This window comes from Streptomyces sp. NPDC055287 (assembly GCF_053646035.1).
On sequence record NZ_JBSHNE010000057.1, the window covers coordinates 1 to 25,025 of the forward strand.

Sequence of the window (25,025 nt, forward strand, 5' to 3'; positions counted from 1 at the left end):
TTGAGCTGCGGCTGGACGGCACCGAGGTACGCGTACGGCGCCCGAAGGCGAACCGGCCCGGCCGCCGGGCGTTCGTCTCGGGCAAGATGCGGCAGCCCACGAAGAAGGCCGCCGTCGTCACCGATGAGAAGGGCCGCACCCTGTGGGCCGGCGCGATTCGGCCGGGCCGTATGCATGACCAGACCGCGGTCAAGAGCGAGGGAATCGAGGACCTCCTCGAGCAGTACCCGCAGGTCAAGGCCAAGGTGGATGCCGGATATCGGGGCCTGGCCAAACGGTTTCCCGGCCAGGTCCAGGCGCCGCCGAAGAAGCCCGGCAAGGATGCATCGGCGGAGGAGACCGCCGCGTGGGAGACAGCCCGCAAGCGACAGTCCTCCGACGGATCTGCGTCGAGCACGCCAACGCTGAGCACAAGCAATGGCGTCCCCTTCAGCGGTACATCGGACGCCGTGAGCACTACGACGAAACACACCTGGCGATCGCCGGACTCGTCTCCGACCGCACCGCCGAGCGGTAATGACCCATCAGCCGAACCGCCAAGCCGACACGTCCCGACCTCAGTCGCACACAACGTCGTTAGCAAACTCCGGGGAAATCACGGCAGTTGCCCCCTTGTATGCGCACTGGAGGGCCACCGTACCGCCGTGGTCATGGCGAGGGAGGCTGTTTGAAACGTGGTGTCCATCACCACTCGCGCGGCCTCGCTGGACCCCTCTTACCACGCCACGCCGGATCAGGTCGGCTTCCGTCACTGCGTTCCCTGAAGAGGAACCAGCTCCTGGGTGTACGGCCGCCAAGGTCGCCAACGCCGTCCATGTGCTGTAGGAGGCCTGCCGCCGGAACTGGGCACCGCGCCGGTATGAGGTCTACCACCGGGGCATGACTGCCTGGGACTATCGCGGCCGTGCCCGTCGTTGTCACTGCCCTGGAGCAGCTCCAGGAGTGCGGCGCTGACGCGGCGGTGTGGCGCCGCGTGGGACGGACCGGCGAGCAATCGCTGACCGCCGCGCTCGTCAACCCCGACGGCGACGCCCCTCTACCGCCGCCAGGCCGCCCGCGCCGACGCTTGAAGCAGCGCGGCACCGGGCCGCCCAACGAGAGGCGCGGCGCGCCCAGTCTGCAAGCGGTGCGGGCAGAAGTTCACCGACAGCGCTGGAGGAGACCACCGCGCGGGGTGCCTGGAGGGCCGGCGACCCCTGTCCGTGCGCAGCAGGTGCCATGCCGACGACGTCGCCCGGTAGGAAGCCGCCGCCGAAGCCGCCCGTCGGCAGGTCGCCGCACCGCCGGAGCCAGCGTCGGAGGGCGACCGCGAGCAGGAGCCGGGCAAGCTCCGCGGCCTGTTCCGCCGCCGGACCTGACCCGGGCAAGCCGAAGGCGACCAGGCAACCCCACCCCGCGTGGCGGCGCGCCCAGGGCGCCCAGCGACGGTCGGCCGCGTCGTCTACTCGGTGGTGCCGGGGCGTCCGATGTCTACGTACATCCGTGCCCTCACCCCGGACTCACCTGGCGTACGCCATACCGGGGTAACGCTGGAGGTTGCCCACTGCTGCTGAAGGCCGTCCATCACTGCGCGGATGGTGTCTTCGTCGGCGGCGGTGACGTCCAGGAACACCAGGCCCGGTTCGGCGATGTGCTGCTCATCGATGCGCATCCCCCTGGCGAGAGTCCCGCCGGATGGAGGTACCACCGTGATCGTCCGACTCCTGGGTGGCCCGCTCGCCGGGATCGAGCTGGAGACCGCCGACGCCTGGGTCGGCCAGTGGCTCACGGCCGGTGACGCCGACTGGGGCCTGTACGTCCCCGTGCACCGCGACCCGGCGACCGGCATCGTCCTGGCGGAGGCCCGGGGCACCATCCCGCGCCGCCGGTAGCCAGCCGGCCCGGCACCCGCTGCAACACCGAGCCGTGTTGCACCGCTGACCTGCGGTGACAGGAGGAGAGATACCGCCGGGGACCGCTGTTGCACCACCGTGGTGCAGCCAGTCCACGCACGAGACCCCGGGACCATCGTGTCCCGGGGTCTCGCACGATCCGGTTCAACGGCCGGACGACGCCGGTGTCAGGCCCACTCCATGCCCAGCTCCCGCAGCGCGCCCAGCTGCTCCGCCGTGAGCCGGTCCCGCCTCGATTTGGTGTTCGAAATCCACACACCCAGCTTCACGACCGCCGGCTCCGCCTCACCGTCGACCGCGATCTCTTCGCTGTGCCCCCTTGGCACCGGCCGGTCCACGCCTTCCCGCTCCACCCACTGGGCGTCGACCCGGACAGGGTGCTGGACGATCCGCGCTGGGTGGAGTGGCGCGGAGGCTGGCCCCATCAGTGGAGCGCCGTGTGAGCGAAAGCCCCGCAGAGCCGTCGGGGTGGTGAGGGCCCTTGCTTCGTGCACTTCGTCTGTCATCGACCCACTTCCAACTCGTAGTCGAACCAGATCCGATGCGTTCCATCAGCCTCGACGGCCATTCCTCCAGCACCGGAGATCCCGGCCAGCTCTCCCGTACCGCTCGTTGGCACGATGGTGAAGAACTCCGCTGTGCGATCACTGCCGGAGGTCGTCGCCGAGTGTACGAAGTTGAAGGCGCCGGCCCGGCCGCACAGCGAGCCTTCGAACGACTCCATGGCCACATAGGTGCCCACGCCGGTCGTCTGGTCGAACGCCGCGGTGAACAGGGTCGCCGAGCGGCCGGCAACCTCACCCTCGAAGTGCTTCTCCATCGTTGCGACACCCACCGGAAGCCCAGTGGACACAGCCGGTTCGGGCTTCAGCTCGGTCGGGACGAACGCTTTGACAGTGAACGTTCCTGTAGCTCTCATGGAACGACCGTATCGGTGCGGTCTGACACCGCTCTCCCTCTGGGCGGCCGACACCGAGAGCCTGCACGGCACCCCCGGCCGCGTGGCCCGCGCCTATGCCGAACTTCAGCCCGCGCCCCTTCGACCTGACGACCTTCCCCAACGACGAGGGCTACGACGAACTGGTGCTGGCGCGCAGAATCCCCGACCGATCGGTCTGAACCTGGGGGCGGCAGGCGAAGTGCTCGACGACGCGGGCCAGTTTGGACAGGCCGAGGTCCCACCAGCGGTTCGACGTCCCCACGTGACCCTATGTCGACAACAGCACACGCACGTCGTTGTCTCCTGTTTACGTAGCTTCTTGGGCAGGCCGTCCGTCCTGGATCGGCCTCGGCCCGGGTGACGGCCGTGGCGAAGACTGTCACCCGGTAGCGGCGTCCGATCTCGGGCCGGGGTGGTCGTGGGTGCGCCCACGTGGACACTCTCGATCCGTGTCCCACCACCGCCGGACCGTTCATCCCGTTCCGATCAAGAATGAGCGGGCGGGGCGGGAAGCGTGGCGAGTTCGCCTAGGACGCGGGCCGCCGGCGCGGGATCGACCAGCCACTTCAGGTGGCTGCCCTCCAGTGTGCGGACGTCGTACGGGTTGTCGGGTGTCAGCTCGTTGCCCTCGCGGATCAGGCGGTCCTGTATGGCGATGGGCAGGCTCGCGTCGTCGGCCAGGCGGATGTAGGTCTTGGGGATGCGGCCCCAGGTCGCGGCCTGCGCCCGGTCTGCGGAGCCGCCGACGTCCAGGTTCTCGTCGGGCTGGAAGGTGTTGAGGAAGGTGAGGAACTGCTCGTCGGTGCCGTCGGCGAAGAAGGCCGCCTTGAACGCCGCGAGAGCGTCCGGGTCAGCGGTGCGGAAGTTGACGCGGAGCAGGCCGAGGTCGGCGGGGTTCCCGGCCAGCGCTGCGGCGAGGGCCGTGGCGTCGACCGTGGCCATCTCCGGCTCGGCGTAGTAGTCGTTGACGTCGAGGTCGACCGGGGCCCAGGCCGAGACGTAGACGAGGCGGTCGATCAGGTCCGGGCGGGCGTTGGCCGCAGCCGTGACCGTGGCGCCGCCGCGGCTGTGGGCGACGAGGATCACGGGGCCGCTCCGCTTGGCCCGTTCGAGGATCCCTATGAGATGCGCGACGTTGTCGGCGAGCGTGACGCCCTTGATCGAGCCGGGCGCGCTCGCGAGGCCCGCCGGGTCCTGCGGCGTCTGATAGGCGTGGGTGAAGGTCGCCTGGAACCCGTGGCCGGGCAGGTCGATGGCGACCGAGCGGTGCCCGAGGAGGCCGAGTTCGGCCTGAAGGGGCGCGAAGGAGAAGGAGTTCGCGAATGCTCCGTGCACGAGTACGAACGTCGGTTGCATATGTTTCTCACTTTCTGGCTGCCGTGGGGCGGCGGCCATGCCGGGCCCCCGGGTGCGGGGGACGTCTTGGGTGCGCGGGCCTGTCGGCGGCCTACGCGATCACTCCGAGGTTCGGCGCAGGACCAGGCAGAGGAAGCCGAAGCTGTCCCGGTATCCGTGCAGCCACTGCGAACGCTGGGCGCCGGCCGTCTCCAGAAGCTGTGCGCCGGCTGGATCGGCAGGGTGGTCCAGAGCCCATGAGGCCAGCGAGCCCCAGCAGGACCACTCGTAGGCGTCCAGCTCACTGCGGGTGCTGACGTGGCCGTGGACGGGGGTCCATCCGTCGGCGACGACGCGGTCCACCGTCGTCGCCAGGTCGGCGAGGTCACCGAACATCTCGACGGCCGCTGGTGACGGGGCGCGGTCCCAGAACGACTCACCGATCAGAACGCGGCCGCCGGGGGCCAGGTGCGTGCGGGCCGCCGCGAGGGTGGGGAGAAGCCCGCCGAAGGCATGGGTGGCGCCGACGCTGATCACAAGGTCGAACGGCTGCTGCGAGCCGAAGGCGGCGGCTTCCTGCTGGTGGAGGACCATGCGCTCGTCGACCCCGAGTTCGCTCGCTGCCCGGCGGGCCTGCGTCAGGGCGACTTCGGAGATGTCGACGCCTTCGGCGTGCAGGTGAGGGCGCGTCGTCAGGGCGCGCAGCAGCCATTCCGCTGTGCCGCATCCGAGGTCGAGCACTCGCTCGTCGCCTCGCGGGAGGCCGCGTTCGAGCAGGCGGCTGACCGAGTCGTCGTCGAGCGGAGATTTTATCGGGTGGTCGGCATGGGCGATCATGGAGATCTGTTCGCGGTTCATCGGCGCGGCGTGGCCCGTGTCGAGGAGCAGCTTCGCGGCCACCGCCGCCCCGTCGGTGCGGATCGTGCCGGCGACGGCCTTCGCCCGTGCTTCCGTCTCGGGGGTCAGGGCCGTCCTGAGTGCGGCCGACAGGGACTCGAAGGTCGGAGTCGGGCCGTCGTGTGCCGCGCCGATGCCCAGGTCGGCCACGCGGGCGGCCCAGTGCGGCTGGTCCACGAACTGGGGCACCACCACCTGGGGTGCACCGGCTCGGGCGGCGGTGGTCGTGGTGCCTGCGCCGCCGTGGTGTACGACGGCCGCGACCCGGCGGAACAGGGACTGGTGGTTGACGTCGCCGACGGCGAAGCAGTCGTCCGAGTCGTCCACCAGGCCCAGGTCTGCCCAGCCGCGGGAGACGAGCACGCGGCGGCCCTGCGCGCGGGCCGCCTCGACGGTCGTCCGGGCGATGTCGGCGGCTGTGCTCATGGGCATGCTGCCGAAGCCGACGTACACCGGTGGCGTGCCGGCGTCCAGGAACGTCTCCAGATCGGCGGGCAGGGGGCGTTCGTCGGGCAGGATCCACGCGCCGGTCTGCACGACGTCGAGGTTCGTCAGCTGCTGCCACGGGCCCAGGACCGGGTCCACCGCCAGCCACGGCCGGTCGGTGAAGACGTGGTCGCGGACGTTGTCCACCGGTGCAAGGCCGATCGCCGCGCGGTGGGCGTTGAGGGGCTGGAGGTAGAGGGAGTTGACCTTCTGGGCGTCCAGGTCCCACAGGGCCTGGTTGTCGGTCATGTCGGGCGGAGTCGGCGGGCCGGGCCGCGGCGACGGTCGGTAGTGCGCGGAGGGCATCTCGAACGGGTGGAAGCCCGCGTACACGTAGCGGATGCCCAGCTTCTCGGCCACCGAGCGGGCGCCGGCCGGCATCAGACCGCTCGCCACCAGCACGTCACAGTCCTCGGCTGCTTTGCCGACCGTGTCGAAGTGCGCGGCGACCAGCTCGGCCGCGAACGCGGCCGCGTCCGACGGCGGCGCTCCCGTCCGCAGCGCGCGCACGTCTCGCCCGAAGGGCACCAGTTCCGCGCCGACACTGGCCAGCAGTTCCGCGAACTCCTCGTCCGGCGGTGCGCACACGCGTACCTCCGTGCCGAGTTTCCGCAACTGCGCCGCCAGTCCCGCCAGCGGCGCGATGTCGCCGCGCGATCCGTACGCCATCAACAGCACACGCATGTCGTGTTTCTCATTCCTTGTGGATGCCGGCCTCGGTCGGCGATTTTCGAGGGAGGGATCCGGTCGTTGCCGAAACCTCCGGGGGAGCAGGGGGCAGGCTCGTTCGCGGCAGCTGCGGTCATCGTGCCCATGGCAGTTCGCGGGTGCCCTCGGTGCCGGGAACGGAAGCGACCCCGTCGGAGCGCATCGAGACGTGGGCCTCGGCCCGTTCCGGGGCATGGATCCGACCGACGAGGCCGGGCGGGAGGATCAGGCTCTGGCCGGCCAGGACCCTGTGGGTTTGGCCGTCGCAGGTCACTTCCAGGGCGCCCGCGGTGACCGTCCACACCTGCTCACGCGTGACGGAGTGTTCGGGTCCGGTCGCCCCCGCGTCCATGCCGACCGTCCAGGTGCTGAGTTCGGTGCTGCCGCGGCTGGGCGCCGCCAGGCCGGTCATGGTGGCGTTCGGGGAGACGGTGACGTGCTCGGCCGCGGGGGTGATCACATGCACGGCGGTGTCCGCGTTCGGCTCGGCGGAGTGGCCGGGGACGGCCCACTCAACGAGCTGGACGACGACCCCGTTGGGGTCGGTCATCTGGAACAGGCGCTCGCCCCACGGCTCTTCGCGCAGCGGCATGGTGATGGGGGCACCGGCCGCACGCAGCCGGGCCTCCTCCGCGTCGAGGTGGGTGACCGTGAGCGCGAGGATCAGGCCGTCGGCCTCCCGGTCCCGCTGCTCGGCGGGCAGGACCTCGGTGCCCTTGCGGAGCAGGACGATGTCGACGGCGGCGTCCTCGCGGGTCAGGGAGGCGAAGCCGTCGTCGGCCATGGCCACTTCGTAGCCGAGGTGGGTGCAGAGGAAGTCACGGGAGGCGTCGATGTCGGCGACGGTTAGGGACAGGGTGGAGGTGGAAACGTTCACGGCAGCTCCTTTGGCCGGTGTGCGATGGGTGGACGAGCCGGGGTGTCAGCCGCTCTCACGTAGCGGGCACGTCGAGCTGGAACTCGCGGGTATGCCGGTAGGAGCGGAAGCCCAGGCGGTGGTTGACGGCCAGCATGTGGACGTTGTCGTCGGCGTTGTCCGTCTCGATCTCGACGACGCCGGGGTGCTCGGCGCGCAGCTGCCGCGCCATGGCGGCCTTGACCCACAACCCGAGGCCGTGGCCGCGGTGCGCGGGCACGACCGCCGTGTCGTATTGCTGGACCCGCGGCGGCACTCCCTGGGGGATCAGGATCTCGGTGTAGCCGGCCACGGTGCCGTCGTCGTGGACAGCGGCGATCGTCAGCAGGGTGTCGCCGCGGTCGGCGACCACCTTGCCCATGGCGCGCACGCGGTCGGCGTCCCACGCCACGCTGCCGTAGTCCAGGTCCCCGACGGGCATGTCGTTCATCGCGTTCTTGGCGGCGGCAAACGCGTCAGCGAGCTCGTCGGGAACCGTTCCGGTCCAACCGGTCAGACGGTAGCCGGGGTGGTCAGCATCGGCGATCCGCAGCAATTCGGCCACGTCCAGCTCGTCGAGGCGCAGCATGAGGTGATTCAGGGTGAGCGCCCGGCGGAAGCCGTGGCGCTCGCTGAACGCCTCGCCCGGGCTATCGGCTGCCGCTGTCGCGACGAGGCTGCGCCGCCCCTCGGCGCGGCAGGCGGCCACGACCGCCGACAGGAGAAGGGAGCCGGTTCCCAGGAGCCGGTGTGCGGGATCGACGTGGAGTTCCAGTTCGGCCAGGTGCTGCTGGCTCGGTGAGGTGAACAGCCGCAGACCTGCGGCTGCGACGGTGGCGCCGTCCGCCGCGGTGGCGAGCCAGGTCAGCCGGCGGCTGCCGAGGGCGGGCTGGGTGAGCTGGGCGTGGATCTGTCCGAGGCTGGGAGCCAGTACTCCGGGCATGTCGTGGGCCGTCGAGGCGGCGACGACCTGGTGCCACGCGGCGGCTTCGGTGTCCGAGGCGCGCTGGAGCACAGTGACGTGTGCAGATGGGGACACTGTGATGGCTTTCGTGGTAGGGGCGAGGAGCGAATTCGGCCGGGCGATGGACCGCGAGGACGGCGGTGGTGGTGAAGGTGTGTCAAGCCGTGGTGCCTGGACTCCAGCGGTCGAGAGCGGCGTAGGCCGGGATCCATCGGGTGGTGCAGGCGGCGTACGCGTGCGCGGGCAGCTGGGCGAGGAGCCTGGTCATGGTCGGCCTGTCGGCGCCGTCCAGGAGCCACGGCAGCAGAAGCGGTGCGTCCTTGCCGATGTGCTGGGCATGGACCTTGCTGAAATGCGCCCACTGCTCGGTGGTCAGCGTCCGCCGGATCAGCGGGAAGACCGTGTCCTCCTCGTGCTTGAGGTGTCCGGCCAGGCCGCGGGACAGCGCGTCGGTGAGCTGACCCAGCCGCAGCGGGTCGCCTCCGGGCCCGGTCAGCAGCTCGTCGATGGCCTGGATCACCGGAGCAATGGCGGCGTGCTCGGCCTCCATCACCTCCAGCAGCGCCAGGTCCTTCGGGCGGCCGGCCAGATTCTGACGCAGTGACGGCCACAGCGAGCCGTCTTCGGCAGCGTGGTGCGCGCGGAGGGCCTGCTTGAGCAGGGGCCATCCGGCAGCGGTGGCCAGTATGCGCACGGGGTCACGGTCCGCGGCGGTGGTGACCCGGTCGAGCTGGGCCAGTTCCCGGCGCAGGGCGCCGTGCATCGCGTACATCACGGTCAGGTCGATGGCGTCGCCCATCGGGCCGGACGCACGCGGCGTTCTTCACGGTTCTTCATGCGTGAATGCATGCCTTAAACGATCTTGCGATCCGCGCATATGATCAAGTCATACTTCTACGGGGTTCGATAACCGCTGGGTTATCGACACAGGGGGCGGGGGCCGGTGGAGCTGCGGGACATCGAAATCTTCCTGGTGCTGGCGGAGGAGCTGCATTTCGGCCGGACCGCGCAGCGGCTGCACGTCTCCCAGGCACGCGTCAGCCAGGCCATCAAGAAGCAGGAGCGGCGCATCGGTGCCGAGCTGTTCGCCCGCACCAGCCGCTCGGTTCGCCTGACGGCAATCGGCCGCCAGTTCCGCGACGACCTGCAACCGGTTTATACGGGCCTGCACGAATCCCTGGAGCGCGCCCAGCTGGCCGCCCGGGGCATCACCGCACAGCTGCGCGTCAGTCTGATGCCCTTCAACGTGGGCGAGCTGCATCCCTACTGGAAGGCGTTCCGGGCGCGGTACCCGCAATGGGGACTCCAAGTCCGTCAGTCAACCTTCACCAATGTGTTCGGCCAGCTACGCAGCGGTGCTATGGACGTGTTGGTGGCTTGGCTTCCTGTGGAAGAGCCGGACTTCACCGTCGGGCCGCGCCTGTGCACCGACTCCCGGATCCTTGCCGTGGCCGCCGACCACCGGTTCGCGGAACGCGAATCCGTATCACTGGAACTGCTCGCCGAGTTCCCGCATGGCACCGCCCACGGCCTGGCGGACTACTGGGAGGACAGTTACCTGCCCTTCCACACCCCACGAGGCCGCACGATCGAGCGCATCGCATCCGCAGTCTCGGACAACTCCGACGAGCTGATCAGTCACGTCGGCATGGGGGAGATCATCAACATGTTCCCGGGCCATGTCACCAGGCACTGGGGCATGTCGAACATCCGATGGCTTCCCGTCCCCGACATGGGCACCATGAACTTTGCTCTGATCTGGCGGACCGAAGCCGAGAACGACCTCATCCGCGCCTTGGCCGACACCGTGCGCGACCTGGGTGTATTCCGCTTCTGACGCAGCCTGCCGGCGTCAGCACGTCGCAGGCTCCGCAGCCTGGCGGATCGTTCACCAAGCCCTCAACAGTCCACACGCTCCGGTCCTTCGTTCGTACCGTCAGAGAAGGTCGCCCGCCGCAGCTACCTGCGCCGCCCATCCATGACCAGCGACAAAAGGGCCGGGGACTTCTGCGATCTGCCGCCAGGACACCTCGGCCCCGCGGACCGCGAGATAGGCCGCCGGCGACCCAGTCGCAGCGGCCATCAACTCCATCTGGCCCGCCGCCCTTACTGCGGCGAGCGGGGGCGTCATCGACCAGCTGCTCCAGGCGCTGCCGCAACTCACCTCGGTCGGCAACGGCACGGTGCGTGCTTCGACGTCCTTGATGTGAGCCTCCCAGTCCCGCTCTGCCTCCGACGTGTCGTAGCCGTACTGGTCCCGCCGTTCGACCTTTCCCAGCGGACGGGTACGCCGACGCCCCGCGCCATCCACACGTACACCTGGCCCGCAGCCGCTCCGTACGCGGCGCGTTACGCCGTTGGGCCGCTGCTCTGCGGATGCCGGTGGGTGTACTTGGTGCCGCCAATCACCCGAGACGGTGAGCCGATCGGAGACCCCTCGGGCGGATGACGAAGGAGGCCGCGTGCGACATCGCGGAACGGTCGATCCGTCGCACGGGCCGGCAAGGCGTGTGGCGGTCGCACTCGCTGCGGCGCGGGATGGTGAAGTCCGCGCGGAAGGCGGGGGCTGAGCGAAGTCCCAGCCCCCAGCAGGACCGTCTTCCCCTCGTACGCTCCAAGGCGCTTCAGCCTGCAGTAGGGGCACTGGAGGTCGAGGAATCATCGTCTGTCATGCTGACGGCATGATCGTCCCCTTCCTTGTCGGCATGCTCGTACTGGTAGGCGTTCTCACCATGGGCGTGTGGGTCTGCATTGAGTCAGTGAAGGCCTGCCGGGAGCGGCGGGCCTGAACCTCGCCGCCTCCGAGAGGCGCCATACAGCCCAGGGTCATACCGGGCCATCGCCAGGGTGACCAGCTCGGCTTCGGTGAGCTGCGGCACGACTCCCACGGACGGCCCCCACGGCGCCCAAGTCCGGACGCTCCTTCAGCAGGTCGTCTGTTGTCGCATAAAGTGCTGTCGCGAGGGTGTCCAGGTTGTTCGTGACACAACGATCTTGGACGCCCCGTTCTCGTCTCCGCAGACACGTGACTGAGCGCCACACAGCAGGCCGGTTGAACACCTTCTGGCATCTCCCTTGATCGCGAGGAAGATCCCGCCGGATGAGTCGGCTTCAGGACGTTGCCACCTGGGGGGACTGATGACAGCAGCGGATGCAGTGCCCATAGTCTTCGTTCACGGGACGCGCTTCAGCGCGGGACAGTGGAGCTTGCAGCTCGCCGCACTCCGGGACGAATTCCCGGTAGTCGCCATCGACCTGCCCGGCCACGGAGAGCGCTCGGCTCAGCCCTGGAGCCTGAGCACCGCGACGGAGATCATCGCTTCTGCGGTGGACTCGCTTGACCGCGGCCCGGCTCTGGTCGTCGGGCACTCGCTCGGCGGATATTCCTCGCTGGAGTTCGCGCGGCGCCGTCCGGAACAACTGCGCGGGCTGATTCTCGCGGGAGCCAGCGCCTCAACCCGCGGCCTCCGGGCAGCGCCATATCGGTGGGTCGCCCGGCTGGTGCCTCGCATGCCGGCGGATCGCCTGGCCCGATGGAACGACCGGTTGCTGCGGCGGCTCTACCCACGGGAAGTGGTGGAGGCGACCATCCGTGCTGGCTACGCCTTCCATACCCTGCCAGCAGCCTGGGATGAAGTACTCGGACGCTTCGACGCGGGTGCGATGCGTCATGTGAACGCTCAGGTTCTCATCCTGAACGGCGAGAAGGACGCCGTCTTCCGCGCCGGGGAGGCAGACTTCGCCCGTGCGCATCCGCTCGCGCTCGCGTCGAATTGATCCCGCGGGCACGACACCTCGCGAACTTCGACGCCCCCGATGCCTCCACCGATGCCGTCCGCCGCTTCGCCCGCCAACTTCCTGCCGTCAGGTGAGCACGCCACGGCCGGGTTCAGCTGGCGCCGCTCAACACCTCGGCAGCGACCGCGCACTCAGCTGTGATGCTCAGTCGCAAGACAGCCCTTGGAATTGATCATCTAGGCCCCTGAGCTGCTCATGCCCGTCTCGCCATCGAGTTCCAAGCGGTGGAGAACACTTTCGCAATCCCCATCACGAACCGGTGATGCGCTATCGGACCGGCCTGAAGCCGCAGGTCCGAGGCCATGTCCTGGTGACGCCCGGCGCGAACACGGTGATCAACGAGGTCCTGGCCACCACGGCCGTCTTGTACGGCTGCGCTCAATCGCGCCGCCGCGTGGTGAAGGTGACGGTCGCGTGCAGGGGCTTCTCTAGCCACAAGCAACTGTTGTTGGGATTTCAGTGACTTTGAGTGGCTGTACGCACCCCTGCCGGGACGTGGCGGGAACCTGTCAGGGGAGAGCGCTCAGGGCCCGTGCGCTTCCTGATCTGGTCACGGCGGCGGTGATCACCGGCGTAGTAGGTGCGTTCCGGCGGGCGTGTCCAAAGGGGCGTCGCCCCTTTGGACACGGCCGGGCCGGACTCGCGGCGCAAAGCGTCGGACAGGCCCTGGGCCCAGCGGCCTCTGGCCGTCGCTTGACCACCGCGTTCAGTGACGCCGTGCTCTTGTCGTAACGGCTACGGCTACGGCTGCGTGTTCTGCGCGTCGGCGGTGGCGCGCTGGGTGCGGAAGTTCTCCCGGTAAGCGTCGTATACAGGCGCCGTGACGTGCTCAGGGTCCGTGCTGTCGTCCCACTTCAGGAGCGCTTCGTCGTTTCCGATCAGGCCCGACTTGGTGTAGGGGTGGCTGCCGGTGAACACGATCTTCTGGTTGTTCTTGCCCTTGTAGGTGCCCTCGACGAGCAGGTACTTGGTGTGGGTGGCGGTGTGCGTGCTGCTCGCCGCGTCGTCCAGCTTGTGCAGGCCGATGCCGCCGTAGCTGGTGGGCTTGTTGAGGATCTGCTCAACCACGGTCCCTGACGCGTCGAGGTCGCGGTACACGATGTCGACGTAGCAACCGGCGTCGTCCAGCTCCCACAGCTTCTGCGCGACTTCCGGACGGGTGATCCCGTGCATCGCGATGCGGATCACCGTGCGGCCGTCGGTGGTGCCGTAACCGGTGTCGTTTCCGTGACAGGCCGGCTTCCCGTCAACCGGGTCGTCCACCGTGCTGAGGATGTTGACGATGACGTCCGCGGTGGCCCGGGGGAAGAAGTAGGCCTTAGCCCGGCCCGCCTGGGTATCCATCAGCACGTCGGACACCTGCTTGGACGGGTCCGCCTGCGCCTCGACCTGCCGCTTGAAGTAGGCGGCGTAGGCACCGTACAGGGCCTGGTTGTCGGCCACCGTAAGGGCGTCGTTCCAGGACTTCCGCCGATCCCAGGTCGTCATGTTCGCGGAAGACTGCACGACCACGTTGTCCACCGGCACGGTGGCGGTGGCGCTGCCCTTGGTCCGGGAGAACAGGTAGAACTTGTTGTGGTTGACGCTGGGCCAGCCGTCCGCCGGGTTGGGGTCCTTCGCCAGGCATGCCTGCTTGTCGGCGCACAGACGGACCCAGGAGTCGCCCGAGCCTGCCGGTTTCTTGGCGAGCCCGGCGGCGAGCAGCTCGTACATAGGGCCGCCCTCCCAGTGCCGGCGGGTCTCGCTATCCAGGATCACCTGAACGTTCACCCCGCGCAGGTGCGCCGCGTTCAGCCGCTCCACCACCCATTTGGAGCCAAACACGTACGTGGAGATCATGATGTCGGAGCCGGGGACCGCGCCGTCAATGAGCCGGGCGAGGTGTGTGGGTATCGCGTCGGTCCGTGCGGGGTCGGGGCTGGTGGGGTCGTTGAACAGTACGCCGGTCGTCACCGCAGGGGCGGGCGTGCCGCCGTCCGCGAGAGCCGGCACCGGGGCTGTGGCACCGAGGAGGGCGAGGGTGGCTGCTGTTGTGGTCGCCGCCCGGGCGATATTGATCTTGGTCACGAACGGTGACCCTACCCAGGCAGGGCTCAGGGGCTGCCACCGCCACCGACTCTGAGTACATCGTGGGGTTCCGAGGCATCGAACCACTGCCCGCAGTCGCGGTCTCCTTCCTGGCGCTCGGGGCCGCTACCGCGTTCACCGAACTGCTGGCCGACCGGCTGCGGGTGCTGGGCCCCCACCACCCCGACACCCTGACCACGCGGGCCGACCTCGCCTTCTGGCGGGGGCAGGTGGGGGATGTGGCCGGGGCCGCCACCGCCATTGCCGAACTGCTGGCCGACTTCCAGCGGGTGCTGGGCCCCGACCACCCCGCCACCCTGTCCACCCGACACAACCTCGCCTACGTGCGGAGGATGTGGCCGGGGCCGCCACCGCCATTGCCGAACTGCTGGCCGCCTCCCTGAGGGTGCTGGGCCCCGACCACCCCCACACCCTGCTCGCCCGGTACAGCCTCGCCCACTGGCGGGAGCAGGCTGATGATGCGAGCGGTGATGTCCGATAACGATGGCGAGCTCAAGCGGTCAGCGCATCACTGCTGTTCAGGAGGTCAGCGTAGACCTCTGCCGGAGTCCGGTAACCGTGGGTCTTCCGTGGGCGGTGGTTGAGCTCGTGTGCGATGGCGTCCAGGTCGGCCTGGCTGAACGTGCGGAGGTCGGAGCCCTTGGGGAGGTACTGCCGCAGCGGTTGGCCGGCCCGGACCCGTCGAGCAAAATGAGGCCGATCGGCAGATCGATGCCCTGATCCGGGCTTCCTGACGGCGGTGACGTCGTTGATCCGGGCATGGAGCCGCCCTCGCGGACGTTCCGCTTCCTCCTCGTCCATGCCGCAGATACACCGGGGCAAGAGGATCAGCACGTTCATGCAGCCGCTGGTCGGCAAGCGGATGATGACGACCTTCCCCTCCCGGCCGTGGCGAAGCCCGTCGGCATCGCCACCGCCTGACTGCCCGTCGGCGGTCCGAAACGGCTGCGATCACGCGCTCGTGGTTGCCGGTGTCTTGGGACGGCCCGATGCATGCTGGGCCGTGGTACCGCACATCGCGCGTGCCGCGACGGCCGAGCAGGACGCGTGACCTGCGTCCCGTGACAGGTGAGGGGCATCGGGTGGTGGACGACCAGCGAGCGGATCTGCCGCCTGGCACGGAGGCCGGCGCCCTGGCGGACCGTCTGAAAGAGCGCATTTATGCGACCATCACGATGATCGCTGTGGTCGTCGGTCTGTCTTCCGGTGATGTGGGTTCCCTCGGCGCTGTCGCTACGGTCCTCACGACCGCTCTGGGGCTGTGGCTCGCGGCGTTGGTCGCCGACCAGCAGGCGCACCGCACAGTGCACCGGCGCCTCGCCACCGGCCACGAGCTGCGCCGCATGCTGTACGTCAGCAGCCCACTGCTGTCGTGCGCCGTGGGTCCGGCCGTGCTGATCGCTCTGGCCGCGCTGGAGGTCTTTTCCGTGCACACCGCATTGCTGGTGGCGGCGTGGGTGGGCGTCGTCTCCCTCTTCCTGTGGGGCTGCCTGGGCGGGCTGCGCATGGGAGGCGGCGCCCTGGCGGCGGTGGTGGCGGGCATCCTGGACGCGGTGATCGGTGTGGCGGTGGCCCTGGTGAAGGCCTCGGCCGGGCACTGACACGGCGGGGCGCCGCCGGTGTCAGCGCCCGGCCGCTCCTCGGCCCATGTGGTAGGGCGCAGGTACGCCCACCCCTCCACCCTGCATAGCAGCAAATCGATAATGCTGTCCGCGGCCCCCGGTAGCACCACCGAGGACGGGCTGCGCCTGGGCTGAGTAACTCAACGACGCCCACCCACCGCCGTGAACGCCGCAAGGGCGAGCGCCTGGCCCACCTTGTCGACATCCTGTGGCGCGATACGCGAGCAGCGAACCGGGCCCCGTACCGGAGGCCGGCGTGGTGCTCGCCGCGGTCGCCCCCGACGCATTCGACTCGCTGACGGGAGGCACTGCACCCAGACCGCAACCCACGGGGACTGTGCACGAGACGACGCAGAGGGCCCCGCGATCAAGCTGCCGTGGGTTCTCTGCAGTTCGGCGGAGGCGCGGTGCGCGGCCTTGTAGAGGTCACCTCCAATACGCACCGCGCAGCCCCGACGGTCCGGCGCCGCCTGCGCGAGACCAGGGATCACCTGCTTCATATCGACGCGACCTTCGCCCTCCGGCAGCGTGACCTTGGCGACCTCCCTCTCTCACCGAGTGTCCGGCAACCCAACATCCACGAGCGATCGATCGGCAATCGAAGTGCAATCAAAGAGCGATCCGATGTAGAATGAGTGGTTGGAGGTGATCGTTGTGCCCAACGATGGAGAGGCGCTTTTCAGTGCGGTCGACGCACTGCTCGAGCAGGTGGCGCAGGACCCTCTGCCGCCGCCTGCGGAGCGTAAGCGCCTGCGGGAGGCTGCCGGGCTGAGCCAGGACCAGATCGCGAAGGTGCTCGAGACGCGCCGGGAGTCGATTGGGAACTGGGAAGCGGGCCGCAGCGAGCCGCGCCCGCCGAAGCGCGCCGCCTATGCGCGACTCCTGGAGGGACTGGCGCACCGCTACCCCGCCCACAGCACCGCGACACAGGACACGGTGGCGCCCGAGACGTTCACCGGCCCCGCCACGCCTGCACCCGTGCCGCAGGAACCGCGGTCTCTGTCCACGGCCCCGGCCCCCGACGCTGCGCCCACGACTACTGAACAGATCAACCAGATCAACCACCTTCGCCCCACCCCGGTTCCGTCCCGTCCGGCGGCCGCGGCCAGGACATCATCGACGACGCGTCGTCCCGCCGCGAAGAAGGCCACGGCGAAGCCCGCCCCAGACACGGCCGCCTTCGATCCGCGCTTCGAGAACGGGCCGCTCGCGGTCGTCGACGTCGAGGACGGGCAGGTGTCGGCGTACTGCGTGGGTGGCCTGGTCCTGGACGTGCCCGCCAAGTCCATCCCGGCCCTGGTCGACTGGACCCTGTCCGAGGCGAAGCTCGGGCAGCCAAGGCTGAGTGGGCCGGGTAAGGACGCCGATCCCCTGGTCGTGCTCACCGAGGCCGCGTGTGAGCGGTACGGTCTGCCGGTCCATCTCACTGACGAGGAGCGTCTGTCGGGGCGGCTGCCGGAGGGCCACAAGGTCATTAAGCAGCTCGTGCGAGCGGAATGGCATCTCACGAAGCGGGGGTTCGGGCCCTGGGCGAGGATCTACCGCCCGGCCAAGGGTTCCGAGCGGATGTGCGTGCAGCTGTGCATCCCGTCCTGGAACGCGCTCGATGCCCGGCACTGGGGCGACGCCGCGCAGCTTCCGGCTGCGGAACTCGCCCGGCTGCTGGGCACATACGCGTCCCGGGTCATGACGCCACGCGGCTCCACCGCCGTGACCGGCCTGGAGCTGATGACCGCCCTGCACCCGCCGACCCGCGCCTCCGAGCCGGACCAGAGCGGTAAGCGGCACAGCGAGCACAACCCCGGCAGCTTGGGGAAGGACCCGGTCGACTGCGCGCCGTGCGAGGCCCCCGACGGGCACCCCCTGCTCAAGGATCTGCCGCGCTTCCACAAGCGGGGCCCGGACGAGGTGCTGGTGGAGGAGGCGTACGACTGGGCGCGCCCGCTCACCGACGCGGAGTGCACCAAGCGCCACCTGGTGGGCATCGACGTCAACATGGCGTTCGCAGCCGGAGCGAACGGCACGATCGTGGGCCTCGGTGCGCCGACGCACGTCAAGAACCCGCGGTTCGACCCGAAGCTGCCCGGCGCGTGGCTGGTCGACCTCTCCCATGTCGACCTGTCCCGGGTGAAGTCAGGCAAGGAGTGGGTGGAGCTGGACGGAGAGCTGCTGCCCAGCCCGTTCACCCCGAAGGGCGACCGCCCGACGGAGCCGGCCTGGTACGCCACACCGACCGTGGCGTACGCGGTGGAGCTCGGCTACGACGTCACGCCGACCGAGGCGTACGTCCGATACGACAACGGCCGCTACCTCGACGCCTGGTACAACCGGCTGCGCGACGCCTACGTGACGACGATGGCCGACCTGGGCGTCACCGGCGACCTCTCGCCGGCCGACTTCCTGACGGCCATGGACGGCTACCGCCGGCGCGACCCCCAGATGGCGATCGTGGTCTCCGCGGTGAAGGCCACGGTCAAGGGCGGCATCGGCAAGCTGCGCGAGCGTCCCCGCGGCGAAGGCTGGCGCCCCGGTGAGCCGTGGCGGGCCCTGTCCCGGCCGACGTGGCGACCCGACATCCGCGCGGCCGTCATCTCCCGCACCAGGGTCAACATGCACCGCAAGCTGCTCAAGCACGCCGCCTTCACCGGCCAGTACCCGGTCGCGATCCTCTCGGACTGCGCCGTATACGCCGTCGACGGCACGACACCGCTGGACTTCGTGCCCTACAAGGAGGGCAAGCCCCTGCCGGGCGGCTGGAGGCTCGGCGTCAGCCCCGGGATGGTCAAGCACGAGGGCACCCAGAGCGTCCTGTGGGGCGAGGGCGTACGGGAGGAGCACGGCCAGGATCTCAACCTCGCCCGGTACATCAAGACCGGCCACGTCACACACACCGACGGCGGGGAGTAGACCGCGATGGCCCAGCTCGGGGACGGCCTCAACCAGGCGGTCCAAAAAGCGTTCACCCGCCCGATTCCCAAGTCGGCGGGCGCGCAGATGCGCTACCTGGTCAAGCAGCTCAAGAGCACCAGGGCGGTGGCCGAGGCGCTCGGGGTCTCCCAGCGCACGGTCGAGCGGTACGTGAAGAACCAGATCAAGAAGCCGCGCCCCGAGCTCGCCTCCCGCATACAACGGGAAGTCAAGAAGCGGTGGCAGCCGCAGATCCGCGCCAAGGCGAAGGAGAGGGCCGCCACCACGGGCGGCATCGTCGTCGACACCCGCGCCCGCTTCGGCTACACCGCCGCACCCGGCACCACCGACGACAGCCGGCTGCGCCACCTCACCGTGGCACTGCCGCCAGAGTTCGCCGCCCGCCTCTTCGACGCCCAGGAGGCCGGGGCGAGTGAGCAGCAGATGCGCGACATCGCCGCCGAAGGGCTCCAAGAGATCTACTTCAAGGACCGCGGCCGCCGCGCCGGTGGCCTCCTGGTCGAATTCACCGACCTCGAACACATCGAGTTCGACCTGTAGCGCCCCGAGCAGCAGTGAGGCCCGAACCGCGACGGTTCGGGGCCTCACTCGCGTACCCGTGGGGGGACGGATTTTCATGCACGCGATGTCGTAGTCAACGACGCCGCACGCGCCGGTCACCCCGGACCGGTCGCGGGATCAGCAGAGGGCCGGTTCTCCTGCGCAGCGGGGGCCGCGTCGACGAAGGCCGCACGAGCGCGGCCACCTCGGCCACCGTGACGTCTTTCGCCCCATTGCCAGTCGTGTGTCGGCCGCTGCACGCCAGCCCGAACCGGTGGCACACCGTGTGCGTGCTCCAGCTCGCGGGCTGCCGACGGCAGCGCCGTGCCGCTCGGTCCTCTGCAGGTGCGTGCGGACCACGCCGGTGTGGAACCGGCGTGGCAGGGTCCGCGGTTCGAGGCAGCTGCGGCACTCCAGGAGGCGCAGCGCGTGGGCTTCCAGTTGGCGGTAGTCCTGCGGCCTGGTCAAGCCCTCGCGGGTGTTGCAGCTGCCGCAGAGCGGGTCTTCTCCGAACTAGCGGTTCAGCATGCTTGGTTGGAGAGAGAGGCGGGCCAACCCGCTTTCGCGCCGGGTCACGAAGGGCTACTGTTCGGGCAGCGAGTGACCCACGAGGAGCGAAGACATGGTCGGTCGTCCGAGCGCGCGTTGACGTTGTAGGCCGTGATCGGCCTGTCATCGCGTGCTGCCCTCGATGTTGCGGCACAGCGAGCCTTCCCCGCCTGAACCGTAGGTGCGCCTTTCGTGCGCCGGGTGGCGGGCCTCGTTTTCGGCAACCCCAGGGGGCCCCGTGCCGTTCGCTTCCTCCGCTGAACCCGATTCCAGTCGACCTGTTCCGCCAACCCTGTGGCGGGACGGCGACTTCCGCAGACTCTGGGTGGGGCAGACGGCCTCCCAACTCGCCGAACATGCAAGTCTGGTGGTTCTGCCGCTCTTCGCCGTCCTGACGCTCAACGCCGGGGCCGACCAGTTGGGCATTCTCCGCGCGGTGGGGCAGGCGCCGATCCTGTTGCTCTCGCTCTTCGTCGGTGCGTGGGTAGACAGGTGGCGGGCCCGCACGGTGATGGTGCTGGCGGACGTCGGCCGGACCCTGGCACTGGGCGCCGCCGCCGCGGCCGGCCTCTTCGGCTGGCTCGGCCTGCCGACGCTGTTTGTGGTCGCCTTCACCATTGGGTGCCTGTCCGTGTTCTTCGACGTGGCATACCAGGCGTCTCTCGTACGGCTGGTGAAACGCGATCAACTGGTGCGGGGCAACAGCGCGCTCGAGGGCAGCCGGTCCGCGGCCCAGATCGGCGGTCCTGCCCTCGGCGGCGCGTTGGTGTCACTCCTGTCGGCGCCGATCGCCGCCGCCTCCAGCGCGCTGTTCTTCGCGCTGTCGTTCCTGTCGATCCGCCGGATCCGCCGGATCGAATCGATCCCGGAGCACTCGGACAGTTCCCCGCGGGTCTGGCGGCGGATCCATGAGGGCCTCCGTTTCGTCGTCAGCGACACCTCGCTGCGGACCGTGTGCCTCGCCTCGGCCGCCTTCCAGCTCTCCTTCGCGGCCATGATGACCGTCTATCTGCTCTTCCTGCCGCGGGAACTGCACCTGTCGGGCACCGCCGTCGGGCTGGCACTTGCGGCAACGGGGCCGGGCGCGCTCCTGGGCTCGGTGCTGGCCGCCCGCCTGCCGCGGCGGTTCGGTTACGGCGCGGTACTCGTGTCCGCAGCGGCACTCGCCGACGGCGTGTTCCTGTGTGTGCCCGCCCTGCACGGTTCCTCTGCGGTGACGGTTTCCGCGCTGCTTGCGGTCAACTTCGTTTTCGGGACCGGCGGCCAGTTGGTAAATGTCACGGTCATGGCCGTCCGGCAGGCCGTCACTCCGGACGGAATGCAAGGCCGCGCGGCCGCGACGATCACGTTTGTCGGTATGGGGCTAACTCCGCTTGGCTCCCTGCTCGGCGGATTTCTCACGGAGGAGTGGGGGGCACGCATCAGCCTCCTGGTGACGGCCGCAGGCATGATGCTGTCCCCAGTGCTGATGGCTTTGTCCCCGCTCGCCCGCCTGGGACGGGCGCTTCCGGCGTCGCAGTACACACCGCCGACGGCCGCCCCCTGTCCACGGAACGAGTTCCACAGCCACTGAGCCAGTGCCTTTAGGCGTCCGGCGAGCCGGCCCAACGTGGGCAAGCCCAGGTGAGTGACCTTGGGGTTGAGGGCCGCATCAAGTTGAGCCAGCTTGTCCTCGGAGCCAGCGAGACTGATCTCAAGACCCTCGACCTCGATCTTGACTGGCAGTACAGCGCGCCCAAGCTCTTGCTCCTCACTAAGAGTGACGGAGGGGATTTCGTCGCCGACACCCTCGGACGTGTCGGCGCGAGAGCCCGGACGAAGGAGTGCACGGAGGTGTGTGAGCGCGCGTGTCTGCGGCATGAGCGGATGTTCGCGTCGATCGCCGCTGAATTCGTGCTTTGGACACCGAGGGGCGGTTCTGGATCAGGACCGTTGGCGCGCCGCCGGACGGCGACCCTCGTGATGGCGAACTGCACCAGTCGACTCGCGAAGGTGCAGCGTTCGCGGCCACTCAGTCGAGACAGAACTCGTTGCCCTCGATGTCCTGCATCACGAGGCACGACTCGTTGTTGCCGTCGGCAGGCAGAAGTCGCACGCGTACCGCGCCGAGCGCGACCAGTCGTGCGCATTCGGCCTCAAGTGCGGCCAGGCGCTCTTCACCCACGAGCCCGGTGCCGACCCGCACGTCAAGATGCAGCCGATTCTTGACGACCTTCCCTTCGGGAACGCGCTGGAAGAACAGTCGCGGGCCCACACCTGAGGGATCAATGCATGCGAACGCTGAACCGCGATGCTCAGGCGGCAGTGCGCGATCGAAATCGTCCCAGGTAGCAAATCCCTCCGGTGGCGGCGGTACGACGTACCCCAACACCTCGCACCAGAAACGAGCGACGCGCTCAGGCTTTGCGCAGTCGAAGGTGACTTGGATCTGCTTGATCGACGCCATCGGTCGATCATAGGGGCGGGGTCTTTCGTCGTCTCCACGGGCCCGCCTCTGGCTAGGTTGTGGCGCATGCGGCCGACTCATCGACGACGAGGATCGAGAGATCTGGCTTTACGGACACGATCTACCTCTACAAGTCCTCCGGCAACCGCGGGGACTCCTACAGCAAGAGCGGCAACGACCGCGACGGCAACGGCTACATCACCGTCCACTAACTCGTTGCCACCGGCCAGTCCGGTCGTATAGGAAGTTTGCATGCTAAGGGGCAGCAAGGTCGGGCTCAGAGCCCGGCACGAGGACGACATCCCGATCCTGCGGGTTGAGCTCTACGACGACGTGGTCAACTCCTCGCGGGCCGAAGGCCGGCCGTGGCGGCCGATCACGCCCGGCTCGAAGGACTCGCGGCTCGTGGTGGACGACACGGAGCACGGGCACGTCCCGTTCTCTGTAGTGGAGCTTGACGGAGGCACGCTGGTCGGCACTGCGGTGCTGTGGAACATCGACAACCACAACCGGTCCGCGCACATCGGGCTGGGGCTGCTGCCGTCCTCTCGCGGCAAGGGCTACGGCACCGACGTGGTCGCGGTGCTGTGCCACTACGGTTTCGTCGTGCGCGGCTTGCGGCGGCTGCAGATCGAGACGCTGTCGGACAACGCCGCGATGCTGCGCTCAGCCGAGCGCAACGGCTTCGTCCGCGAGGGCGTGCTGCGCTCCTCGGCCTGGGTGATGGGCGAGTTTCTTGACGAGGTGCTGCTTGGACTCCTCGTCCAGGACCGGAAGCCGGACTCGAAGAGCTAGGCTGCCGCCCGACGGGCAAGGGCGGGCCGCGGAGCAGACATGGACGGCCGAGGGCCAGCGCGGCGATGTTCCTGCGTGAGCCCTCGGCCCTGTTCGCCGACCGACAAGCGATACGCCCAGGCCGAGGCTCGCCCTGGAGTGTGGTGGTTGTGGGATGTTGCTGGTTCTCCTGTGTGAGTGGCGTTGGTTTCGTCGTTGTCGGCTGTCTGTGGTGGCTGGCTGCTGTCTGGCGCGGATGTTTCTTGTACTTCGTGGGGGCGCGGGGGTGTGTGGGCCGCGCAGGGTTTGACTAGTCGGTCGGTGTTTGGCTGGTTGGGATCTGGGACGGTGCTTGCCGGGTGCGGTGGCGTGGGTTGGCCTGGCGGGGTGGGCGGGTGAGGGTGATCTGCCGGACCAGCTGCTGGAAGCAGGCAAGGGCGGCGAGCGAGGGGAGTGCGGCGGTTGCCGCGTCGACCGGTGTGCGGGGTGCCTGCGCTACGCACAGGAGCATGGAGAGGGTGGAGAACAGCAGCACGACAGTCCATGAGTGAGCGGCCCGGCGCTGGTGGAGGGCTGCGCGCAGGATGGACAACGAGGCGACCATCCATGGCCCGTAGACCAGCAGGGGCCACCATCTGACTGTGTTCCCGGAAGTGCGGTAGCTGGCGAGATGGCGCAGTGGGTCGTAGGTGACCATGCCGCCGAAGACGCACACTATGGAGACCACGACGGCGGCGAGCGCGGCGAGGAAGAAGCTCGTGGTCCGCAGTGCTCCGGGGTTGCGCTGTTTGCGGGGGGCGCGGCGGCGCCGGGAGGGTGCGGGGCGTAGGGGCGGTAGTTCGGCGGTGATCTGCGTCAGCCCAGCGAGGGGGGGACCGGCGGCTTCGGTGGCGGGCTGTTCCTCGATATTCGGCAGGTCATCGATACGAGCGGGCGGTGGTTCGGTGTTCCTCTCGTCCTCGATGGCTTCGTGCAGGAGGTAGGCGAGTTCCTCTGCCGGGTCCCAGTGCGTGTTGAGCTGGTCGGCCAGGGGCGCGGGGCGATCCCAGGCTCCGGCCTGTGGCTGACCGTCGGTGGGGTGGGACCAGTGGGCAGTCGAGGGCGGGTCCGGGCGGCTGTGACGGCCGCGTGACTCACCCACGAACGGCCCTGCCGTTGGGCTGACCGGCGTGCTCCTTGCCGGTCCCCGGGCCGTTGGAGGCGTGTGCGCATTTGTTCTCGATGCTTCCCAGCTGCGCCGGCAAGTTCTCGAGGAGGCGGGCGGAGTACCGCAGGGCGATGCACCGGTCTTTGTCGTGAAAGGTCGCGGGGGTCCCCCGGATCGGATGACCAGCGGTCGGGGTGAATGCCCACTCGCCCATCCGGACGGTGCGCGTCGTGCTCTTCGCGCTGATCAGGTGCGGTCCAGTGGTGAGCGGCGGGCTTGCCTTCGTCATGATCCGTCCAACGGTGCCCGCATTAGCCAGGATGCGCGGCAAACGGGTGGCGGCCTTGTCGCATATAGAGTAATTCGGCCTAGTGGCTTATCAGTTCTGCAAGCACCTGAGGTATACGACTCGCCCCACCGCCTGAAAAACGGACGCAGACGGCACGAGCGGTGTCCGACGTCTGCCCCGCGGGAAGAACGCCTTCTCCCCACGTGGTGACCAGGCAGGGAAGCGTGGACGGTCTTGCCGCCGATGTCGGGAACGGTATTGGTCTGGTCGGCGCGGGTGTTGATGAGGTGCCGACCGAGCCCGCCGCGGTGGTCGGTGAGGCCGGCGGGCCGGGTTGGCCGGGTGGGGTTGGTGTCAGGTGTCGTGTGGTGGTGGGGTGTGTGGGTGAGTGGGCTGTGGCTGGTGTGGGGCGGGAGAGTGTGTGGTGGTAGGCCGGGGGGCTGTGGGGTCTGGTCGTTTTCGTGGCCCGTGTGTGATCGCTCCGGGGTGTTGTATTGGTGTTCTGTTGATGCAACGTCGTGTTTTTGGGGGGTGTGTTGATTGCGGGTGCGGGGTTGTGTCTGGGTGTCTGTATCGGGTGATGTGATGGCGTAGGCCGGGGGCTGATCGAGCTGTTTATCGGTCAATTGGCGTCCATCCGCTTGATGTTGAGTCGATGTTCCTGGCGGGGGTGGTCGGTGTGGAAGACCGAATCTGGTTACTGCTAGTGTTCGTTCAGTCACGGTAG

Annotated in this window: 23 protein-coding genes and 7 pseudogenes; 14 read left to right on the forward strand and 16 right to left on the reverse strand. The window is 68.9% G+C overall.

Translation table 11 applies throughout. The features are described from left to right. Positions 1–11: 11 nt before the first annotated feature. Positions 12–275 (forward strand): annotated as a pseudogene (locus ACWIHY_RS36790) (transposase family protein); the annotation flags it as partial. A 71-nt stretch (positions 276–346) separates the two neighbouring features. Further along, positions 347–517, forward strand: coding sequence for a hypothetical protein (locus tag ACWIHY_RS36795; RefSeq protein ID WP_454380908.1), 171 nt, complete (start codon positions 347–349; stop codon positions 515–517). A gap of 924 nt (positions 518–1,441) precedes the next feature. On the opposite strand, the gene ACWIHY_RS36800 is transcribed toward ACWIHY_RS36795, so the two are convergent. Further along, positions 1,442–1,651 (reverse strand): DUF6207 family protein, encoded by a 210-nt coding sequence (locus ACWIHY_RS36800; protein ID WP_454380875.1) that lies wholly within the window; start codon positions 1,649–1,651, stop codon positions 1,442–1,444. Positions 1,652–1,688: 37 nt separating this feature from the next. Between ACWIHY_RS36800 and ACWIHY_RS36805 the strand changes: the two genes are divergently transcribed. After that, positions 1,689–1,871, forward strand: a complete 183-nt coding sequence (locus ACWIHY_RS36805; protein WP_454380877.1) for a hypothetical protein — start codon at positions 1,689–1,691, stop codon at positions 1,869–1,871. 188 nt (positions 1,872–2,059) lie between these two features. Here ACWIHY_RS36805 and ACWIHY_RS36810 read toward each other — a convergent pair whose 3' ends face one another. Then, the gene (locus ACWIHY_RS36810) at positions 2,060–2,317 is read right to left on the reverse strand and encodes a hypothetical protein (protein WP_454380879.1); all 258 of its coding nucleotides are present in this window, start codon (positions 2,315–2,317) and stop codon (positions 2,060–2,062) included. Between the two features lie 77 nt (positions 2,318–2,394). Next, positions 2,395–2,811, reverse strand: a complete 417-nt coding sequence (locus ACWIHY_RS36815; protein WP_454380880.1) for a DUF3224 domain-containing protein — start codon at positions 2,809–2,811, stop codon at positions 2,395–2,397. Positions 2,812–2,860: 49 nt separating this feature from the next. On the opposite strand from ACWIHY_RS36815, the pseudogene ACWIHY_RS36820 reads away from it, so the two are divergent. Continuing rightward, a pseudogene (locus ACWIHY_RS36820) lies at positions 2,861–3,008 on the forward strand (GTP cyclohydrolase I FolE); the annotation flags it as partial. A 310-nt stretch (positions 3,009–3,318) separates the two neighbouring features. On the opposite strand, the gene ACWIHY_RS36825 reads toward ACWIHY_RS36820, so the two are convergent. The 6 genes and pseudogenes from ACWIHY_RS36825 to ACWIHY_RS36850 all read right to left on the reverse strand — a co-directional run bounded on the left by ACWIHY_RS36825 (position 3,319) and on the right by ACWIHY_RS36850 (position 8,916). Next, positions 3,319–4,188, reverse strand: coding sequence for an alpha/beta hydrolase (locus ACWIHY_RS36825; RefSeq protein ID WP_454380881.1), 870 nt, complete (start codon positions 4,186–4,188; stop codon positions 3,319–3,321). 99 nt (positions 4,189–4,287) lie between these two features. Further along, positions 4,288–5,025: an SAM-dependent methyltransferase gene (locus ACWIHY_RS36830; protein ID WP_454380906.1), complete on the reverse strand. Its 738-nt coding sequence runs from the start codon at positions 5,023–5,025 to the stop codon at positions 4,288–4,290. An 18-nt stretch (positions 5,026–5,043) separates the two neighbouring features. Beyond that, positions 5,044–6,234, reverse strand: a pseudogene (locus ACWIHY_RS36835) (glycosyltransferase); the annotation flags it as partial. Between the two features lie 118 nt (positions 6,235–6,352). Further along, entirely contained in the window at positions 6,353–7,135 is a 783-nt protein-coding gene (locus tag ACWIHY_RS36840; protein ID WP_454380883.1) for a VOC family protein, read from the reverse strand. A gap of 55 nt (positions 7,136–7,190) precedes the next feature. Further along, complete coding sequence (locus tag ACWIHY_RS36845; protein ID WP_454380885.1) at positions 7,191–8,192, reverse strand: GNAT family N-acetyltransferase; 1,002 nt, start codon at positions 8,190–8,192, stop codon at positions 7,191–7,193. Between the two features lie 82 nt (positions 8,193–8,274). Continuing rightward, positions 8,275–8,916, reverse strand: coding sequence for a hemerythrin domain-containing protein (locus tag ACWIHY_RS36850; RefSeq protein ID WP_454380887.1), 642 nt, complete (start codon positions 8,914–8,916; stop codon positions 8,275–8,277). A gap of 144 nt (positions 8,917–9,060) precedes the next feature. Between ACWIHY_RS36850 and ACWIHY_RS36855 the strand changes: the two genes are divergently transcribed. Next, the gene (locus ACWIHY_RS36855) at positions 9,061–9,954 is read left to right on the forward strand and encodes a LysR substrate-binding domain-containing protein (protein ID WP_454380888.1); all 894 of its coding nucleotides are present in this window, start codon (positions 9,061–9,063) and stop codon (positions 9,952–9,954) included. A gap of 99 nt (positions 9,955–10,053) precedes the next feature. Here ACWIHY_RS36855 and ACWIHY_RS36860 read toward each other — a convergent pair whose 3' ends face one another. Both ACWIHY_RS36860 and ACWIHY_RS36865 read right to left on the reverse strand, forming a co-directional pair. Next, complete coding sequence (locus ACWIHY_RS36860) at positions 10,054–10,428, reverse strand: hypothetical protein (RefSeq protein WP_454380890.1); 375 nt, start codon at positions 10,426–10,428, stop codon at positions 10,054–10,056. A gap of 526 nt (positions 10,429–10,954) precedes the next feature. Next, positions 10,955–11,090 (reverse strand): annotated as a pseudogene (locus ACWIHY_RS36865) (IS982 family transposase); the annotation flags it as partial. A 165-nt stretch (positions 11,091–11,255) separates the two neighbouring features. Between ACWIHY_RS36865 and ACWIHY_RS36870 the strand changes: the two are divergent. Then, positions 11,256–11,989 (forward strand): annotated as a pseudogene (locus tag ACWIHY_RS36870) (alpha/beta fold hydrolase). Positions 11,990–12,099: 110 nt separating this feature from the next. Next, positions 12,100–12,378, forward strand: a complete 279-nt coding sequence (locus ACWIHY_RS36875; RefSeq protein WP_454380907.1) for a RapZ C-terminal domain-containing protein — start codon at positions 12,100–12,102, stop codon at positions 12,376–12,378. Positions 12,379–12,656: 278 nt separating this feature from the next. On the opposite strand, the gene ACWIHY_RS36880 is transcribed toward ACWIHY_RS36875, so the two are convergent. Further along, positions 12,657–13,982 carry a phospholipase D-like domain-containing protein gene (locus tag ACWIHY_RS36880; protein WP_454380892.1) on the reverse strand — a complete coding sequence of 442 codons (1,326 nt, stop codon included), beginning with the start codon at positions 13,980–13,982 and terminating at the stop codon, positions 12,657–12,659. Positions 13,983–14,044: 62 nt separating this feature from the next. On the opposite strand from ACWIHY_RS36880, the gene ACWIHY_RS36885 reads away from it, so the two are divergent. Further along, positions 14,045–14,386: a tetratricopeptide repeat protein gene (locus ACWIHY_RS36885; RefSeq protein WP_454380893.1), complete on the forward strand. Its 342-nt coding sequence runs from the start codon at positions 14,045–14,047 to the stop codon at positions 14,384–14,386. A gap of 109 nt (positions 14,387–14,495) precedes the next feature. On the opposite strand, the pseudogene ACWIHY_RS36890 reads toward ACWIHY_RS36885, so the two are convergent. Next, positions 14,496–14,663 (reverse strand): annotated as a pseudogene (locus ACWIHY_RS36890) (IS30 family transposase); the annotation flags it as partial. A gap of 425 nt (positions 14,664–15,088) precedes the next feature. Between ACWIHY_RS36890 and ACWIHY_RS36895 the strand changes: the two are divergent. From ACWIHY_RS36895 to ACWIHY_RS36910, 4 genes are all read left to right on the forward strand, one after another. After that, positions 15,089–15,604 (forward strand): hypothetical protein, encoded by a 516-nt coding sequence (locus tag ACWIHY_RS36895; RefSeq protein WP_454380894.1) that lies wholly within the window; start codon positions 15,089–15,091, stop codon positions 15,602–15,604. A gap of 675 nt (positions 15,605–16,279) precedes the next feature. Beyond that, on the forward strand, positions 16,280–18,532 hold the full coding sequence (gene tap, locus ACWIHY_RS36900; RefSeq protein WP_454380895.1) for a telomere-associated protein Tap: 2,253 nt from the start codon (positions 16,280–16,282) through the stop codon (positions 18,530–18,532). A gap of 6 nt (positions 18,533–18,538) precedes the next feature. Then, entirely contained in the window at positions 18,539–19,093 is a 555-nt protein-coding gene (gene tpg / locus ACWIHY_RS36905) for a telomere-protecting terminal protein Tpg (protein WP_454380897.1), read from the forward strand. 787 nt (positions 19,094–19,880) lie between these two features. Next, complete coding sequence (locus ACWIHY_RS36910; RefSeq protein WP_454380898.1) at positions 19,881–21,215, forward strand: MFS transporter; 1,335 nt, start codon at positions 19,881–19,883, stop codon at positions 21,213–21,215. 438 nt (positions 21,216–21,653) lie between these two features. On the opposite strand, the gene ACWIHY_RS36915 is transcribed toward ACWIHY_RS36910, so the two are convergent. After that, positions 21,654–22,088 carry a VOC family protein gene (locus tag ACWIHY_RS36915; protein WP_454380900.1) on the reverse strand — a complete coding sequence of 145 codons (435 nt, stop codon included), beginning with the start codon at positions 22,086–22,088 and terminating at the stop codon, positions 21,654–21,656. A gap of 113 nt (positions 22,089–22,201) precedes the next feature. Between ACWIHY_RS36915 and ACWIHY_RS36920 the strand changes: the two are divergent. Then, positions 22,202–22,300 (forward strand): annotated as a pseudogene (locus ACWIHY_RS36920) (lamin tail domain-containing protein); the annotation flags it as partial. A gap of 40 nt (positions 22,301–22,340) precedes the next feature. Then, complete coding sequence (locus ACWIHY_RS36925; RefSeq protein ID WP_454380902.1) at positions 22,341–22,883, forward strand: GNAT family N-acetyltransferase; 543 nt, start codon at positions 22,341–22,343, stop codon at positions 22,881–22,883. A 289-nt stretch (positions 22,884–23,172) separates the two neighbouring features. Here ACWIHY_RS36925 and ACWIHY_RS36930 read toward each other — a convergent pair whose 3' ends face one another. Beyond that, the gene (locus ACWIHY_RS36930; RefSeq protein ID WP_454380903.1) at positions 23,173–24,003 is read right to left on the reverse strand and encodes a DUF2637 domain-containing protein; all 831 of its coding nucleotides are present in this window, start codon (positions 24,001–24,003) and stop codon (positions 23,173–23,175) included. Then, positions 23,996–24,298: a hypothetical protein gene (locus tag ACWIHY_RS36935; protein WP_454380905.1), complete on the reverse strand. Its 303-nt coding sequence runs from the start codon at positions 24,296–24,298 to the stop codon at positions 23,996–23,998. Before ACWIHY_RS36935 ends, ACWIHY_RS36930 begins: the two co-directional genes overlap by 8 nt. Between the last annotated feature and the right edge of the window lie 727 nt (positions 24,299–25,025).

Bases quoted from the DNA above. Each gene is read 5' to 3' on its own strand.
- ACWIHY_RS36800 (WP_454380875.1), bottom strand. From the start codon at position 1,651: ATGCGCATCGATGAGCAGCACATCGCCGAACCGGGCCTGGTGTTCCTG.
- ACWIHY_RS36810 (WP_454380879.1), bottom strand. From the start codon at position 2,317: ATGGGGCCAGCCTCCGCGCCACTCCACCCAGCGCGGATCGTCCAGCAC.
- ACWIHY_RS36815 (WP_454380880.1), bottom strand. From the start codon at position 2,811: ATGAGAGCTACAGGAACGTTCACTGTCAAAGCGTTCGTCCCGACCGAG.
- ACWIHY_RS36825 (WP_454380881.1), bottom strand. From the start codon at position 4,188: ATGCAACCGACGTTCGTACTCGTGCACGGAGCATTCGCGAACTCCTTC.
- ACWIHY_RS36830 (WP_454380906.1), bottom strand. From the start codon at position 5,025: ATGAACCGCGAACAGATCTCCATGATCGCCCATGCCGACCACCCGATA.
- ACWIHY_RS36850 (WP_454380887.1), bottom strand. From the start codon at position 8,916: ATGGGCGACGCCATCGACCTGACCGTGATGTACGCGATGCACGGCGCC.
- tpg (WP_454380897.1), top strand. From the start codon at position 18,539: ATGGCCCAGCTCGGGGACGGCCTCAACCAGGCGGTCCAAAAAGCGTTC.
- ACWIHY_RS36915 (WP_454380900.1), bottom strand. From the start codon at position 22,088: ATGGCGTCGATCAAGCAGATCCAAGTCACCTTCGACTGCGCAAAGCCT.
- ACWIHY_RS36925 (WP_454380902.1), top strand. From the start codon at position 22,341: ATGCTAAGGGGCAGCAAGGTCGGGCTCAGAGCCCGGCACGAGGACGAC.
- ACWIHY_RS36935 (WP_454380905.1), bottom strand. From the start codon at position 24,298: ATGACGAAGGCAAGCCCGCCGCTCACCACTGGACCGCACCTGATCAGC.